The sequence below is a fragment of the Exiguobacterium sp. UBA1053 genome, assembly GCF_002316465.1.
In the GTDB taxonomy this organism is placed as follows: Bacteria; Bacillota; Bacilli; order Exiguobacteriales; family Exiguobacteriaceae; genus Exiguobacterium_A; species Exiguobacterium_A abrahamii.
Window position 1 is genome coordinate 380,355 of sequence record NZ_DCDO01000013.1, and the last position, 16,398, is coordinate 396,752.

General features: G+C 48.5%; 17 protein-coding genes and 1 other annotated feature. Of the genes, 1 reads left to right on the top strand and 16 read right to left on the bottom strand.

All coding sequences use genetic code 11. From position 1 onward, the window contains the following. Positions 1 to 85 precede the first annotated feature (85 nt). The 13 genes from fabF to B3G15_RS09790 form a co-directional block, all read right to left on the bottom strand. A complete protein-coding gene (gene fabF / locus B3G15_RS09730; protein ID WP_214859660.1) occupies positions 86 to 1,324 on the bottom strand; it encodes a beta-ketoacyl-ACP synthase II in 1,239 nt (412 codons plus the stop codon). Position 1,325: 1 nt separating this feature from the next. Continuing rightward, positions 1,326 to 2,270, bottom strand: a complete 945-nt coding sequence (locus B3G15_RS09735; protein WP_050677578.1) for a beta-ketoacyl-ACP synthase III — start codon at positions 2,268 to 2,270, stop codon at positions 1,326 to 1,328. Between the two features lie 107 nt (positions 2,271 to 2,377). After that, entirely contained in the window at positions 2,378 to 3,076 is a 699-nt protein-coding gene (gene mtnN / locus B3G15_RS09740) for a 5'-methylthioadenosine/S-adenosylhomocysteine nucleosidase (RefSeq protein WP_023468903.1), read from the bottom strand. A gap of 52 nt (positions 3,077 to 3,128) precedes the next feature. Beyond that, entirely contained in the window at positions 3,129 to 3,602 is a 474-nt protein-coding gene (gene greA, locus B3G15_RS09745; protein WP_029342224.1) for a transcription elongation factor GreA, read from the bottom strand. A 56-nt stretch (positions 3,603 to 3,658) separates the two neighbouring features. Then, positions 3,659 to 4,306, bottom strand: coding sequence for a uridine kinase (gene udk, locus B3G15_RS09750; RefSeq protein WP_023468905.1), 648 nt, complete (start codon positions 4,304 to 4,306; stop codon positions 3,659 to 3,661). A 16-nt stretch (positions 4,307 to 4,322) separates the two neighbouring features. Beyond that, positions 4,323 to 4,961: an O-methyltransferase gene (locus B3G15_RS09755; RefSeq protein ID WP_081834729.1), complete on the bottom strand. Its 639-nt coding sequence runs from the start codon at positions 4,959 to 4,961 to the stop codon at positions 4,323 to 4,325. Positions 4,962 to 5,032: 71 nt separating this feature from the next. Beyond that, positions 5,033 to 6,181, bottom strand: a complete 1,149-nt coding sequence (gene mltG / locus B3G15_RS09760) for an endolytic transglycosylase MltG (protein ID WP_149427657.1) — start codon at positions 6,179 to 6,181, stop codon at positions 5,033 to 5,035. Between the two features lie 78 nt (positions 6,182 to 6,259). After that, on the bottom strand, positions 6,260 to 6,553 hold the full coding sequence (locus tag B3G15_RS09765) for a DUF1292 domain-containing protein (RefSeq protein WP_023468908.1): 294 nt from the start codon (positions 6,551 to 6,553) through the stop codon (positions 6,260 to 6,262). Next, the gene (locus tag B3G15_RS09770; RefSeq protein ID WP_023468909.1) at positions 6,540 to 6,827 is read right to left on the bottom strand and encodes a DUF1292 domain-containing protein; all 288 of its coding nucleotides are present in this window, start codon (positions 6,825 to 6,827) and stop codon (positions 6,540 to 6,542) included. The genes B3G15_RS09765 and B3G15_RS09770 overlap by 14 nt, the downstream gene beginning before the upstream one ends. 14 nt (positions 6,828 to 6,841) lie before the next feature. Beyond that, positions 6,842 to 7,264: a Holliday junction resolvase RuvX gene (gene ruvX, locus B3G15_RS09775; RefSeq protein WP_023468910.1), complete on the bottom strand. Its 423-nt coding sequence runs from the start codon at positions 7,262 to 7,264 to the stop codon at positions 6,842 to 6,844. Further along, entirely contained in the window at positions 7,261 to 7,530 is a 270-nt protein-coding gene (locus B3G15_RS09780; RefSeq protein WP_029342229.1) for an IreB family regulatory phosphoprotein, read from the bottom strand. Before B3G15_RS09780 ends, ruvX begins: the two co-directional genes overlap by 4 nt. A 34-nt stretch (positions 7,531 to 7,564) precedes the next feature. Then, the gene (gene alaS / locus B3G15_RS09785; RefSeq protein ID WP_290720438.1) at positions 7,565 to 10,207 is read right to left on the bottom strand and encodes an alanine--tRNA ligase; all 2,643 of its coding nucleotides are present in this window, start codon (positions 10,205 to 10,207) and stop codon (positions 7,565 to 7,567) included. 57 nt (positions 10,208 to 10,264) lie between these two features. Then, positions 10,265 to 10,475: a binding site (T-box leader), on the bottom strand. 42 nt (positions 10,476 to 10,517) lie between these two features. Further along, positions 10,518 to 12,743, bottom strand: coding sequence for an ATP-dependent RecD-like DNA helicase (locus B3G15_RS09790; protein WP_290720441.1), 2,226 nt, complete (start codon positions 12,741 to 12,743; stop codon positions 10,518 to 10,520). A 116-nt stretch (positions 12,744 to 12,859) separates the two neighbouring features. Between B3G15_RS09790 and B3G15_RS09795 the strand changes: the two genes are divergently transcribed. Next, positions 12,860 to 13,408, top strand: a complete 549-nt coding sequence (locus tag B3G15_RS09795; protein WP_023468914.1) for a VOC family protein — start codon at positions 12,860 to 12,862, stop codon at positions 13,406 to 13,408. Positions 13,409 to 13,452: 44 nt separating this feature from the next. Here the strand turns inward: B3G15_RS09795 and B3G15_RS09800 are convergent, their stop codons facing one another. From B3G15_RS09800 to B3G15_RS09810, 3 genes are read right to left on the bottom strand one after another with little or no spacing between them, the layout of a single operon-like run. After that, positions 13,453 to 14,118, bottom strand: a complete 666-nt coding sequence (locus B3G15_RS09800; protein WP_064299569.1) for a tetratricopeptide repeat protein — start codon at positions 14,116 to 14,118, stop codon at positions 13,453 to 13,455. A 13-nt stretch (positions 14,119 to 14,131) separates the two neighbouring features. Beyond that, complete coding sequence (mnmA, locus tag B3G15_RS09805; RefSeq protein WP_290720450.1) at positions 14,132 to 15,253, bottom strand: tRNA 2-thiouridine(34) synthase MnmA; 1,122 nt, start codon at positions 15,251 to 15,253, stop codon at positions 14,132 to 14,134. Between the two features lie 16 nt (positions 15,254 to 15,269). Then, entirely contained in the window at positions 15,270 to 16,397 is a 1,128-nt protein-coding gene (locus B3G15_RS09810; protein WP_214859645.1) for a cysteine desulfurase family protein, read from the bottom strand. Position 16,398 lies beyond the last annotated feature (1 nt).

Here is a 16,398-nt window from a genome sequence, read left to right on the forward strand (position 1 = left end):
TCTGCGTCAAACACGCATTTCTTTATTGAATCAGAAAATCAGTAAAAAAGCGACCCCCTCGTTTTTCCAAGGGAATCGCTTAAGCTTAAGCTTCGTAACGTTTGAAGACGAGTGATGCGTTGTGTCCACCGAACCCAAGCGAATTGCTCAGGGCGTAATTCAATTTAACGCTCCGTGCACCTTCCGTCACGTAATCAAGATCACAGCCTTCACTCGGCTGTTTGAGATGAATCGTTGGGTGAACGGTTTGTTCTTGTAACGATTTGATCGTCGCAATCGCCTCGACGCCACCAGCGCCACCAAGTAAGTGACCAATCATCGATTTCGTCGAGTTGACGACAAGTTGTTTTGCCTGTTCACCGAAGACACTATGGATTGCTTTTGTTTCAAGAATGTCGTTCATCGGTGTGCTCGTTCCGTGTGCATTGATGTATCCGACTGCTTCTGGTGCGATACCTGCATCTTGGATTGCCATTGCCATCGCACGCGCTCCACCGTCTCCATCTGGATCTGGAGCTGTGATGTGGTAGGCGTCAGCTGTTAATCCATACCCACTGACTTCAGCATAGATTTTTGCGCCACGTGCTACCGCATGCTCGTACTCTTCAAGAATCAAGATGCCTGCCCCTTCTCCCATGACGAATCCATCACGTCCTTCGTCAAACGGACGGCTTGCTGTCTCAGGATCGTGATTCGTTGACATCGCTTTGTTGGAACAAAAACCAGCAAACGCTAAGTTCGTGATTGGCGCTTCCGCTCCACCAGCGATCATGACATCTGCATCGCCTCGTTCGATGACACGAAGTGCTTCCCCGATGGCATTCGTTCCTGAAGCACATGCTGTGACAGAACAATTATTCGGCCCCTTGGCTCCGGTATAGATCGATACCTGACCGCTTGCCATGTTCGGAATCATCATCGGAATGAAGAACGGGCTGACACGACGGTGTCCACGCTCGAAGTAAATTTTTGCTTGTTTCTCGATTGTCTCCACGCCACCGATCCCTGATCCAATCCAGACACCTGCACGTTCAGCAATCGACTTGATATCAATTTCAGCATCTTTTACAGCTTCCATACTTGCAACGAGTGAGTAATGAACGAAGCGGTCCATCTTACGTGCTTCTTTTGCCTCGATGAATTCTGTCACATCGAAGTTCTGCAATTCGCCAGTGACCTTCGTCGGATACTCATCGATATCGAGACGCTCCATCGGTCGAATTCCGTTCGTTCCTTCTTTTAATGCTTCCCAGAATGTATTGGCATCATTCCCGATTGGTGTCAGTGCTCCGATTCCTGTGACTACAACGCGTTTTCTCATCATCTTATGTGTTCTCTCCTTTAGTCCAAGTAATGTATGCTGCTCCCCAAGTCAATCCGGCACCGAATCCAGCAAGTACAAGTTTCGTACCTGGTGTCAGGCGTCCTTGTTGACGTGCTTCTTCGAGTGCAAGTGGGATCGAAGCAGCCGATGTATTCGCATGCTCATCGATGGTGACGATGACTTTCTCTTGTGGTATATGCAGTCGTTCGCACGCTGCATCGATAATTCGCAGGTTTGCTTGATGCGGAATCAAGATATCGATGTCTTCGAGCGTACTATCCGCTTTTTGAATGACTTTTTCAACGATTTCCGGTAATTTACGAACGGCGAACTTAAAGACTTCACGACCATTCATCTCGATTGGTCCATCGATGTCCTTAAACAACAGATGAGCGCCACGTCCGTCTGTCCCGAGTTCAAAAGCATTAAGCCCCGCTTGCTCAGTTGGTCCGATGACGACTGCCCCTGCACCGTCTCCAAATAAGATGGCAGTTGACCGGTCTGACCAGTCGACGATACTCGACATTTTTTCAGCACCGATGACGAGCGCATGTTTTCCTTCGACTGTTGCTAACATGCTAGCAGCTGTTTGTAATGCAAAGATGAAACCACTACATGCCGCACTAATATCGAATGCAGTCGCTCCTCGTGCTCCAAGACGCTCTTGAACGATACAGGCAGTAGATGGAAACGCCCGTCCTGTTGCCGTTCCGACGACAATCAACCCGATGTCCTCTACTGTCAATCCAGCATCATCAAGCGCTTTCTGAGCAGCTTCTGTCGCTAAGTCAGTGACATCCACATCATCGGCTGCAATCCGTCGTGCCCCGATTCCTGTCCGTGTCCGAATCCATTCATCGCTCGTATCGAGCGTCGTTGCTAATTCATCGTTCGTCACGCGCCGTGACGGCAAAGACGTTCCTAATCCTACAATCCCGATCTTCATAAGGCATCCCCTTTTGTTATTAGTATCTGGTACTAATATAAAGCGTTAATATGCTTTTGTCAAAGAAAAAAGGAAGAGCATGGTCTCCCGTGCCCTTCCCCCATACCTCATTCTGCTAACGTCCGTACGACTTCCATGACCATTTTAGCGGAATTGATTGACGCAATCTCGAGGAATTCATCAAACGAGAGTGACGCTTCTTCATTGGCGCTATCTGAAATCGAACGCGTTACGACAAACGGAACACCGAACTGATGACAGACCTGTGCGATTGGTGCTGCTTCCATCTCGACGGCTGCGACTTCTGGGAAGTGCGCCTTGATTTGAGCAGAGCGCTCTGAATCGTGGATGAATGAATCGCCTGTCGCAATCAATCCATGAACGACGCGAATCGCATCCATCCGCTCGATGACGGCTTCTGCCGTCGCAACAAGCTTCGGATCTGCTTGATAGGCAGCTGGCATTCCAGGTACCTGACCATATTCGTATCCAAATGCCGTCACGTCGACGTCGTGGTGACGTACTTCTGTTGAGACGACGACATCCCCGACCGTTAAGCCTTCCTTGAATCCACCTGCTGAGCCCGTATTGATGACAGCACTTGGTTTGTAGTGGTCTAGCAATAATGTCGTCCCGATCGCAGCGTTCACTTTCCCGATTCCTGACTTCAAGATGACGACAGGAACGCTATTTAAAAGCCCTTCGTAAAAATGATAGTTTGCGATGACTGTATCTTTACGTTCTGATAACTCATTACGCAATAAGTTAACTTCCTCTTCCATTGCGCCGATGATTGCGATTGGCATAATTCATTCCTCCATCAAACAGAAAGCCGGATTGCTCCGGCTCCTGTGTTCTTTATTTGATCGATGTAATTTTTACTGCGTATTCGCCGCCTGGTGCTGGTACAGAGACTTGATCTCCGACTTGGTGCCCCATTAAACTTTTCGCGATTGGTGATTCGTTCGAGATTTTACCAGTGAACGGATCTGCTTCGGCACTACCGACGATCGTGTACGTATCTTCTTCGTTATCTTCAACACTTAAGAAAGTGACCGTCGTTCCGATACCGACAACCGAGATATCTTTCTCTTCTTCTGAGATGATGGCAACATTACGAAGCATCTCTTCAAGTTGAGCGATTCGGCCTTCGACCATCGCTTGCTCTTCTTTTGCTGAATCGTATTCTGCGTTCTCTGAAAGGTCACCGAACGAACGGGCGATCTTGATGTTCTCGACGACTTCTTTCCGGCGGACTGACTTCAATTCATTCAATTCATTTTCAATGTTCGCTTTACCTTCAAGCGTCATGTAGTATTGCTTTTCTGCCATTTTTGTCACGCTCCTTTTTATTCCACTAGTATAGTATATTCACATCTTTTTTGGAATCAATATCCTCTTTGATCGAGTGCTGAACGATAATCAAGAATCGCTCGAATCTTCGTCACGAGTAAATCGATAGCGACATGATTCTCGCCGCCTTCCGGTACGATGATGTCCGCATACCGTTTTGTTGGTTCACAGAACTGCAGATGCATCGGACGAACGACGTTCGTGTACTGCTCAACGACTGAGTCGATTGAACGTCCACGTTCGTTGATATCGCGTTGCATCCGACGCAGAATGCGAACGTCCGCATCCGTATCGACGAACACCTTGATATCCATTAGTTCCCGTAACCGTTCGTCTTCAAGCGCTAAAATTCCTTCTACGATGATGACATCGCGTGGTTCGAGACGAATCGTTTCTTGTGCCCGTGTGTGGGCGACATAATCATATACCGGTTTTTCAACGGCAATGTTTTCACGGAGCGACTGAATGTGCTCGATCAACAGACCATTATCAAAAGCGAACGGGTGATCATAGTTTGTCTGATACCGCTCCTCCATTGATAAATCGCTTTGATCTTTATAATACGCGTCCTGCTCAATCATGACGATTGATTCACTTGGGAACGCATCGACGAGTGAACGTGCCACCGTCGTCTTCCCTGAACCCGTTCCGCCCGCCACACCAATTACTACCGGTTTTTGCATGTCATTCGTTCCTCCATCATTTCGACTTTTTCCTACTGACGGATACACCGTCACCGAGCGGAAAAATCGTCGTATCGTATTGTTCTTGTTCCATCATCCAGACCGTGAATTCCTTGACGAGACGCACGAGTCGACGTCTTCTTCGATCGAATGTCTTCGGATCAGACTCGAGGACATCTCCGTGTAAGAAGAGATTATCCGTATAGAGCACGCCGCCCTCAGGAATGAGTCGCCCATATCCTGCAAAGAATTTTTTATACTGTCCTTTAGCGGCATCAATGAAGACCGCATCGAACTGGTCTTCAAGCGTTTCGGCTAATTCTACTGCATCACCGAAAATGATGTCAATCCGGTCCGCCACATCTGACCGGGCGATGAAGGTTTTTGCTTCTTCATACCGCTTCGCATTTCGTTCAATCGTCGTAATCCGCGCATCCGGTAGCGCACGCGCCATCCGAATCGCACTATATCCGATTGCGGTTCCGACTTCTAGAATGCGCTTCGGTTGTTGTAACCGCAGGAGCGATAACAAGACTTCGGAACCTGTCAGTTCGATGATTGGTATATGATTTTCTTCCGCATAACGCTCCATTTCTTCTAACAGAGCATCTCGAGGATGAATCATTGATTCGACATAGGTCGTGAAATCATTCACGCCATTCACTCCCTCTTCCGCATAAACAGGTTGACTTGAAGCGAACTTCCCGCTTCAACCCAACCCGTTGCTCATTGCTCTTTACTCGCTTCGTATTCCACCCATTCCGGCTTATACTTAACGACGTTTCGTTGATGTTCTTCATATGTCTCTTCGTATAGAATCTGTCCTCGTGGATGTTTATCACTTGGTGGACGGGCGAAGAAATAGACATATTTCGTTTTATTCGGATTTAACACGGCAAGTACCGAATCCTTACTGACCGTTGAAATCGGACCAATCGGAATCCCTTCGTACTTGTACGTATTGTACTTCGAATTGTTCTCGAGATCCTTTAGCGTCGTTAAGGCCGTATTTTCACCTGTGCCATACCAAACCGTTGGATCCGACTGTAACTTCATACCGTCATCCAATCGATTTTTGAAGACACCAGCGATTTCACGACGATCATCTGCTGTCGCCGCTTCACGCTCGACCATGGAACCGAGACTGAGTACTTCATGGAAGGTCATGCCAGACTTTTGAATGGCATCCTCATTCTCATCGTAGACTTTTTCTGTTTCATCGAGCATCGTCTCGACGATTTGATCAATGCTTTTTCCTTTATCAAACTCATACGTTGCTGGGAAGAGGTACCCTTCAAGTGCATACAGGACACCATTCTTCTTCACTTCATCCGTCAACATCGGATATTTTTCAATCATGCTGTCGATGAATGTCGCATCCGTCAATTCTTTACGGACCGTCTCTTCCTTGAAGTTCGTTGCTTTCGCGATCAAAGCAATTTGACGATCCATCGTGATGCCTTCAGGTAACGTGATTTTCACATCCGCTGCCTTCATGACCGTTCCCGTCTTTAATTCATTGATGATTTCATCCGGGGACATGGCTTGTGACAGTGTATACGTACCCGCCTGGAATGACGATTCATTCTTGTAACGGACGTAGTAACGGAAAATCGTCTCGTTTGCGATCAAGTCTTTTTCCTTTAGTAAAGAAGCAATCGAACTCGTCCCTGCTCCTAAAGGAATTTCGACTTTGACGGATTTCGTCGCTGTTTCATCGACTGGTTCAAGCGCATTTTTCAAAAAGACATAGACGACCGCACTGGCAACTAGAAAAATCGTCAACAATACAGAAAGGATGATTAGCGTAATCCGGCGTGATGTCCGGCGTCGCCTTTTTTCGATTTCAGCATTTTGCTTCCATTCGTTCTCCATCGGTTCCTCCTTCTTCTCTTAAAACAAGGTGACATCGTAAGAGAAAGTCTCTTACGACGTCACCTGTCATGAGTCGGGTTAGTCTAACTGGTCTTCGAGCGTGTTAAAGACTTCTTCGATTTCATCCCAAGTCGCTGTATCGTCTTCATCGATTGGTACGAGGTTGAAGTCGTTATCTCCATCACCGTATTCGTCGAGTTCGTAAACGAAGATGTCGACTTCTTCTGCTTCGTCATAGTCTGCTCCGATTGGCTCGAGGAAGATGTATGTCTTGCTCGAACGTGGGCTTTCATAACGCAGACGTTCTACGAATTCGAAATCATTTCCTTCGCCGTCCGGAATTACGTAACGTGTTGGTTCATTCTGTTGCATCAGTGATCCGCTCCTTTAACGCAAGCTCGAGTTCATCCCAAGTTTGCTCATCATTTTCATCGATCAGGCTCAATTCGAAATCATCTTCGCCTTCTCCATATTCATCGATCTCACAGATGATCAGATCATCTGCTCCTTCGTCAGGGTTACCGATCATTTCAAGAAACAGATAGGTTTTTCCTGTACGTTCACTCGAGTAACGGTACCATTCTTCGAAAAGATGTTCGCCGCCCTCTTCATCTGGAAAGAGATACTGACGTTTTTCTTCAGCCATCGGTTTCTCCCCCTTCATCGGTTCGTCCGATCCAAGTACGATTGCAGGATCATGACGGCAGCCATCTTATCGATGACTTGTTTACGCTTTTTACGGCTGACATCGGCATCGATCAGCATCCGTTCTGCTTGCATCGTCGTCAACCGTTCATCCATGAAGACGACTTCAAGCCCGGTATGCTGTTCGATTTCCTTCGCAAAAGCTTCACTTGCTTCTGCGCGGGGACCGATGGAACCGTTCATGTTTTTCGGAAGACCAATGACTAGGATTTCGACATTGTATGTCTTCATGATGACATCGAGCCGTTTGAAGGCTTCTGGGTAATCCGGTTCCGTCCACTTGACCGTCTCGACGCCTTGCGCCGTCCAGCCCATCAAGTCACTGACCGCTACCCCGATCGTCTTCGAACCGACATCTAGTCCCATTGCACGTTTCATTTTGAATTTCCACTCTCCGCCAAATAAGATTTCACGAGTTCTTCGAGCAATTCGTCGCGTTCAATCTTACGAATTAAATTACGTGCGTCATTATGACGAGGAATGTAAGCAGGATCTCCTGAAAGGAGATAGCCGACGATTTGGTTGATCGGATGATATCCTTTTTCTTCTAAAGCATGATAGACCGTCAACAACACATCACGTGTCGCTGCTTTGTTATCGTCTTCCGGAAAGTTGAATTTCATCGTTTGATCCATCTGACTCACGTTCATCACCTCTTTCATATACACTACGTTTCTATTATGCCAGTGATTGCACGTATTGTGAAGCGTACGCGAGTGCTTCTTCTAATTTCGACGCATCTTTTCCGCCAGCTTGAGCCATGTCAGGGCGACCGCCACCGCCACCACCGCAGCGTGTTGCGACTTCCTTGATCAATTTACCAGCATGATAGCCTTGGTCGATTAAATCTTTTGAGACGCTTGCGACGAGATTGACTTTCTCACCTTGCGCACTACCGAGTACGATGATTGCTGATCCGAGTGAGCTCTTCAACTCGTCCATCATACCGCGAAGAGCGTCCATATCTGAGACGTCGACACGTTTCGCAAGCACACGCACACCGTTGATTTCCTCAACATCGTCCTTGAGCGAAGCAGCTTCGATGTTCGCGAGTTTTGCTTGCAACGATTCGTTTGCCCGTTCCGTCTCACGGAGCTGTTGTTGCAGTGCTTCGATGCGAACAGGAACTTCTGTCGTCTTCGTCTTCAAGACAGCTGCTGCTTGTTCGAGTGTTTCCAAGTGTTGATTCATGACACGATATGCGCCTGCACCCGTTACCGCTTCGATTCGGCGTGTACCTGCACCGATACCCGACTCTGAAACGATCTTGAACAAGCCGATTTCTGCTGTGTTCCCGACGTGGATACCGCCACATAACTCGATCGAGTATGTGCCTGCTGAGACGACACGGACCGTTTCACCGTATTTCTCACCGAACAATGCCATTGCGCCTTTTGCTTTTGCATCAGCGATGTTCATCTCTTCGATATCAACCGGTAGTGATGCCCAGATTGCTTGGTTGACGTCTTGTTCAATCTTCGTCAACTCTTCTTGTGTCACTGCACCGAAGTGTGAGAAGTCGAAACGAAGACGATCTGGAGAAACGAGTGATCCCGCTTGGTTGACGTGTGTTCCGAGCGTATCTTTCAATGCTTTATGAAGCAAGTGTGTTGCCGTATGGTTTTTCGTGACGGCTTTACGCTCTGCTGCTTCGACTGTTGCAACGACGTCTGCAGCTTCCGTTGCGATCCCTGTACGAACGATGACCGTATGCAAGTTTTGACCGTTTGGTGCTTTTTGAACATCTTTGACATCAAGAACGAAGTCTTTGCCTTCGATTGTTCCTGTATCCGCGACTTCACCACCACTTTCAGCGTAGAACGGTGTGATGTCGAGAATGACTTGTGCTTCTTCACCAGCAGCGACTTCTGTGACTCGTTCTCCATCATGCACTAAAGCGATGATTTTCGCATCCGCCTTAAGGTCGGTATAGCCGACGAACGTACTTTTATCTTTTAGCGTCGAGAGGACTTCCGATTGCTGTTGCATCGAACCACTCTCTTCACGCGCTGCACGTGCACGCTGACGTTGTGCATCCATCGCTAGTTTGAAGCCTTCTTCATCAACAGACATCTGATGATCTTCCGCATACTCGACTGTCAATTCGAGTGGGAAACCATACGTGTCATACAGGCGGAACGCATCTTCGCCACTGATAACATGCTCACCGTTCGCCTTAGACGTCTGAGCGACTGTGTTCAAGATTGCAAGACCGTCATGAAGTGTCTCGTGGAAACGTTCTTCTTCGTTTTTGATGACGCGTTTGATGAAGTCTGCTTTTTCTGGCACTTGTGGGTAGAAGTCGACCATGACGTTTCCGACCGTATCGACGAGTTCATACATGAACGGACGTTCGATCCCAAGCATCTTCGCATAACGAACCGCACGGCGTAGTAAACGACGAAGGACATATCCACGACCTTCATTCGAAGGAAGCGCACCATCACCGATCGCGAATGATACGGTACGGATGTGGTCTGCGATGACTTTGAACGCTACATCGAGTTTTGAATCGTCACGGTAGATTTTACCGCTGATCTCTTCTGTTTTGTGAATGATCGGCATGAACAGATCCGTATCGAAGTTCGTCGGCACGTCCTGCATGACACATGCCATCCGCTCAAGTCCCATTCCTGTATCGATGTTTTTACGCGGAAGTTCCGTGTAGTTTCCGTGTCCATCGTGGTTATACTGACTGAAAACGATATTCCAGATCTCGAGATAGCGTTCGTTTTCGCCACCTGGGTAGAGTTCTGAATCGTTCGGATCGTCTCCAAAAGCAGGTCCACGGTCGAAGAAGATTTCCGTGTTCGGACCAGATGGACCTTCACCGATTTCCCAGAAGTTATCTTCAAGTGGAATGATCCGCTCAGCCGGTACACCGAGTTCAAGCCAGATTTGACGCGCTGCGTCATCTTCCGGGTGAATCGTGACCGAGAGACGTTCCGGGTCAAGACCGTACCAGTCATCACTCGTCAAGAGTTCCCAGCCCCATTTGATTGCATCTTCACGGAAGTAATCACCGACAGAGAAGTTTCCGAGCATCTCGAAGAACGTATGGTGACGTGCTGTTTTCCCGACGTTTTCGATATCATTCGTCCGGATTGATTTTTGTGCGTTGACGATACGTGGATTATCAGGAATGACACGACCATCGAAATACTTCTTGAGTGTCGCAACCCCTGAGTTGATCCACAAGAGCGATGGATCCTCGACCGGTACGAGTGAAGCACTCGGTTCGATCGCATGCCCTTTGCTTTGGAAGAAATCAAGATACATCTGACGGATTTGTGCACCCGTTAATGGTTTTAGAGCTTTCATGAACAGTTACCCCCATTGGTTTTATTTGGACGCAAAAAAGCGATGTCTTCATCCCTGAAAAGGGACGAAAGCATCGCTTCCGTGGTACCACCCTCGTTCGTAAGCAATCCATTGCCTACCTCGAACATCTGATAACGGGGATGACCCGCAGGTGTTTACACCCGACTCCGGAAGGAGCTTCAAAGGAACTCGAGAAAGTGATTGCAGCAGACTCACTTCTCTCTGGACTCGAGTTTTCCTTTTACTTATCTTCCATCAACGTGTTACGTCCATTCATCTATCGTGATTATTACCTATCGTACAGCATCCGTCAAGTCTTTGTCACCCCACCGAGTCGTTCAATCAATCGTGTTCGGCGCCGTGGCTCCTCTTCTTGCGACGCTTTATGAAACGCTCGTGGATCGCCGAACAATAATAAACTCGACTTCGCACGGGTGACCGCCGTATAAATCAAGTTTCGGGAATGCTTGAATGCTCCCGTGAAATAGACCGGCATCAAGACGATCGGAAACTCGGACCCTTGTGCCTTGTGAATCGTAATCGCGTAGGCATGCGTGAATTGATCCCAGTCACTCCGGTTGTACTCGACTTCCGTCTGGTCGAAGCGGGCGATGATCTTATCCACCTTGTCGACGTTTTCTTTGGCGAAGAAGATATTGACGATTTCGCCGATATCTCCGTTATAGACGTTCTCTTCCGCATTGTTGACGAGCTGAAGAATCTTGTCCCCGGTCCGGTAAATCCGGGTGCCTTGTTTGACTTCGCGTTTTTTCGGTTCCTCCGGATTGTAGACGCGTTGCAAGGCGACATTCAGTTCGTCGATTCCGACCTGACCACGGTAAGTCGGTGCCAAAACCTGAACATCGAATTTCGAATACCCTTTTGCAAGTGCTTTTTCCGCGAAGGCTGAGATGCCGCGTAACGTCTCTTGCGGAGACGCGGTGTAAAAGCGACGATCCGCAAGTGGTGATAACAAATCAGCTGACGTCGTCCGGTTCTTCAAATCGTGCGCGAGCCGTAAAATCGAAGAATCTTCCGCTTGGCGATGGACGACGTTCAAACGAACGACGGGAATCCCTTCCGTATCCATCAAGTCTGCCAGCACTTGCCCTGGACCAACGGATGGTAATTGATCGCGGTCACCGACGAACAAGATTTTCATACCGTTCGGCACAGCACGGAGCAGACTCGATAACAAGTAGATATCAATCATCGACGACTCATCGATGATCAGTACTTTCCCCGTGATCGGCTGATCTTCATTTAATTGGAAATTCGTTCCGTCATACTTCAACAGACGATGAATCGTCATCGCTGGGACTTCCGTTGCTTCCGATAGACGTTTAGCGGCGCGTCCGGTCGGTGCGACCAGAACGTACGGATAGACATCCCCCGTCTTGACGCGACTTTTCTCAAGCGGCCAATCATGAATTTCTTGCAGGGCATGTAAAATTCCCTTGATGACGGTCGTCTTACCGGTACCGGGTCCACCTGTCAGAACCATTAACGGTGCTTTGACCGCTAACTCGATCGCTTCCCGCTGTTGCGCCGCATATTCCATGCCAAACTGTTCTTCGAGGTGCCCGATTGCTTCAAGGATCGTCGCGACATCGACTTCCTGTTCGGCACCGTTCGCCATGACCCGCGCCAGTTCCTTCGCCGCCCGAACTTCGGCATAAAAGATCGTCGGTAAATACAGACAGCCTTCTTCGAGCTTGACCTTATCTTCAGCGAGCAACAGTTCAATCGCTTGTTCCAGCCGTTCCCCTGGGTCTTCACCAAGCAACCGGGGCGCCCGTTGCAATAGCGAGTCGACTGTCGCAAAGGCATGTCCCTCTCCTGCTTCTTGTTCTAATATGTGCATGATCGAAGCAGCGACGCGCTCCGGGTGTAATCCGACGAGTCCAAGATGTGATGCGATATGATCGGCTGTCTTAAAACCGATCCCATTCACTTCATACATCAAGGAATATGGATTCTCTCGTATTCGCGCCATGGCGTCCCCTTCGTAAGCAGCATAAATCTTTGCCGCTAGCTTCGGTGTGACATCAAACGGTGCTAAGAACAGCATCAACTGATCGACACCGTATAACGTGGCGAGTCGACTCAAGATGATGTCAGCTTGTTTTTGTTTTAACCCAGGCACCTGATTCAGTACCCGTTCATCCTTCAAAATGAGATCCACTGCCTCTTCTCCGAGAGCATCGACGATATTTTTCGCTGTCTTCGGACCAATGCCGGTGAACGAACCATTCGTCAAGAAGCGGATCGTCGCATGTTTTGTCATCGGAACCGATCGTCGAATCAGCTCCGCCTTCAGTTGTTTTCCGAACCGGGGATGATCGACGAGACGTCCGAATGCTTGATACGTTCCTCCGAGTTCGATCCCAACCCCAGTACCCGTGATGACGAGCTCGGTTTCTTTCAGTTCAAAGTTCTTTTCTTTGACGGCGACCAATACAATGGAGTGTGCTTCTTCTTCAGAAGAAAAGAGCACACGTTTGACGCGCCCGACGACTTGATGGGGGTGCTCCATCACTCCACCTTCTTTCTCTCTTTTTCATTCGCTGCTTTCATCATAGCATTCGTTTACCGGATTTTAAATCAGGGAAAGATACCGTGAAACATTTCGTTAAGAGGAGGAGTTTAAGGATGGCACGTTTACCGATTGCAGGATTGTGTGAATTAGTACTTGAAGTCGAGGATATGGATCGTGCGGTCGGCTTTTGGAATGGGACACTAGGCATTCCAGTCGTCGAGCAATGGGCTCCTGAGGACGCTGAACCGAGCAAAGAACAATCTAAGCAAGACGGGGTTTGGGCCACGTGGCTCTACATTGGCGGTAACACTCGACTCGGTCTGTGGCTGAAACGGGACTTTACGATGGAAGAACGGACCGTCAAACACTTACCAGTGTCCGAATGGGACACGTTGTACGATGAAGGTGGTGTTCATGTCCACTGTGCTTTCTACGTTGAGAAGGACGAGTTCCAGCAAGCCTTGAATCAATTGCGGGAAGCATCGATCACCGTGAAGCTCAGAGAATGGGACGAACAGGAGACCTCGAATCAAAAAGAGCATTCTGCTTATTTCAAGGATACGGAAAATAACGTCATCGAACTGTACACGAAAAACATGGATGAAGCCTATGAAGACTTTTCCGGTCCACCACTTCGTGTCATCCGTGAAGTTGGGAATTAAATAGCATAAAAAAGACGACTCCAGGCGGAATCGTCTTTTTTATATCAGTCTGCTTGTTTTAATAACGCATCCATCTTCGCTTTCGCGTCCCGCGCAAGGGCGTGTTCCGGCTGGTAGGCAAGAACGGCTTCGAGTTCTGCATAACAGGCTTCCTGTTGACCAAGGAAAGCAAGGGCAATCGCATAATTGTATCGTGCATCCGTATGCGTTTCGTCAAGCATCAAGACGTGCTCGAACATCTCGACCGCTTCTTCCAACTTCTCGTTTTGCGCTAAGGCAAGTCCGTATTGGAATGCGATCTCGATATCGACACCGTTTAGTTCTGACGCACGCTGTAAACGGGGCAACCCGCGGACTGGATCACCAAGTTTTTGATACGTCATCCCCAGCATGAAATGGAGATCCGCGTCGTCAAGTCCATATAATAACGCTGCCCGCAATGATTCCTCTGCTTCGACGAGTTTGTCGGCAGCAAAGAACAGCGCCCCTTTTGCATAATAGGCACTCGCAAACGTATTATCGATCATCAGTGCCCGGTCATAAAAACGAAGGGCACGATCAGCATCGTTCATCGATTGGAGTAATGTTCCAAGATTGACGTACGCTGTCGGATCTTTTGGATTTTCTTCGATCGCGTCGTTAAACGCTTGCGCTGCTAATTCATAATTTCCAGCTTCTAGATGCCGGAATCCTACTTCATTATAGTTCATCTTCTTTTGCTCCTTACGCTAGATACGCGAGGCGTTCGCCTGCTTTATAGGCTGCATCGATCGTCGCACCACCGAGGCAGATGTCCCCATCATAGAATACGACTGCTTGTCCTGGTGTGATTGCTCGTTGACGCTCGTCAAATAAAACATCGAGTCCATCTTCGAGGACACGAACCGTGACGGCTGTATCTTGTTGACGGTAACGGAATTTCGCCGTACAACGGAATGTCTCACCGACCGGACGCTCAGATGTCCAGCTGACATCTGAAGCAAGTAATCCTTCCGAATACAACAATTCGTTATGGAATCCTTGATCGACATAGAGGATGTTCTCCTCTAAATTTTTCCCGACGACGAACCAAGGCTCTCCGTCGCCACCGATACCGAGTCCATGACGTTGCCCCATCGTATAGTACATCAATCCATCGTGACGTCCCATGACGTTGCCGTCAAGTGTCCGCATCTCACCGGGTTGCGCCGGCAGATATTGACCGAGGAACTGTTTGAAGTTCCGCTCGCCAATGAAGCAAATGCCTGTCGAGTCTTTTTTCTTCGCCGTTGCGAGGTTCGCTTCTTCTGCGATCCGGCGCACTTCTGATTTTTCCATGTGCCCGATCGGGAACATCGCCTTCGCGATTTGCTCTTGCGACAATTGATTCAAGAAATATGTTTGATCCTTGTTTGCATCAACGCCTCGAAGCAATTTATGTTCTCCATCCTCATAGACGGCACGCGCATAGTGCCCTGTCGCGACGAAATCGGCACCAAGACGCATCGCGTGATCGAGGAAGGCTTTGAACTTGATTTCCTTGTTACACATGACGTCCGGATTCGGTGTCCGACCGAGTTTATATTCATCGAGGAAGTACGTGAAGACTTTATCCCAGTACTCTTTCTCGAAATTGACCGCATAGTACGGAATGCCGATTTGATTGGCTACCGCGATGACGTCTTCATAATCTTCCGTCGCCGTACAAAAGCCGTTCTCATCCGTGTCATCCCAGTTTTTCATGAAGATTCCGATGACGTTATAGCCTTGCTTTTTTAATAAATGAGCAGTCACAGAAGAATCGACACCGCCCGACATCCCAACGACGACTGTCGTTTCACTCGGGGCTTTCGCTCGTGTATTCATTTATTTCACCTCTTAGTTAATTCTGAAACGATTTTACGACATCTTGCAAGGCTTGTGCGAGTAGTTCGACTTGCGCGAGCTCATTTCCGTGACCAAAACTGATTCGGACCGATGCTCGTGTCCGTTCATCTTCGCCATACATCGCCGATAAGACATGCGAAGGTTCGACGGATCCTGCCGTACATGCACTCCCGCTCGATACGGCCATCTGGCGCATATCAAGCATGATCAAGAACGGTTCGATCTCAATCTGTGGGAAGTAAAGATTGAGGACATTCGGTAATCCTTCAACACCGTTAACTTCGTAAGTGACGCCACTTTCATCCAATCGCGTCAGCAAAACGCTGCGCAGCTGTTTGATGTGGTCCTGTTGTTGATCACGCTCTGCGATCATCAGTTCAAGCGCTTTCGCTAAACCGACGATTCCCGGTACGTTCTCTGTACCAGCGCGACGCTTGCGTTCCTGTTCTCCTCCGAACGTTTGAGGCGCTAACTTCACACCAGTCCGCACATACAACAATCCGATTCCTTTTGGACCATTGATTTTATGACCAGACGCGGATAAGAGATCGACCTGTAACGCTTCGACATCGATTGCTCGTTTTCCGAACACTTGCACCGCGTCCGTATGGAACAAAATACCGCGTTCTCGTAAAAATTGACCGAATGCCTCAATCGGTTGAATCGTTCCAACTTCATTGTTGCCGAACATGATCGAGACGAGTGTCGTATCTTCCCGTACCGCTTCTTGCAAAGCAGCCATTGAGACGACACCTGTATCTGGAACATCGAGATACGTGACGTCATAGCCTTGTTTTTCGAGCTCTTCGAACGCATGTAATACAGCATGGTGCTCAAACCGTGTCGTAATGAGATGACGCCCTTTTTCACGCGCCGCCTCAGCCGCACCGAAAATCGCATAATTATCCGATTCCGTTCCACCACTCGTAAAAATCAGTTCGGTTGGTTTCGCATTCAATTCTTGTGCGATCTGCCGGCGTGCTTTGTCAATTGCTGCACGAGCAGATCGACCAGCCGCGTGGACACTCGATGGGTTGCCATACTGTTCGAGCAAATAAGGCGTCATCGCCTCAAGGACTTCCGGACGCATCGGCGTCGTCGCCGAATGGTCAAAGTAATTCATT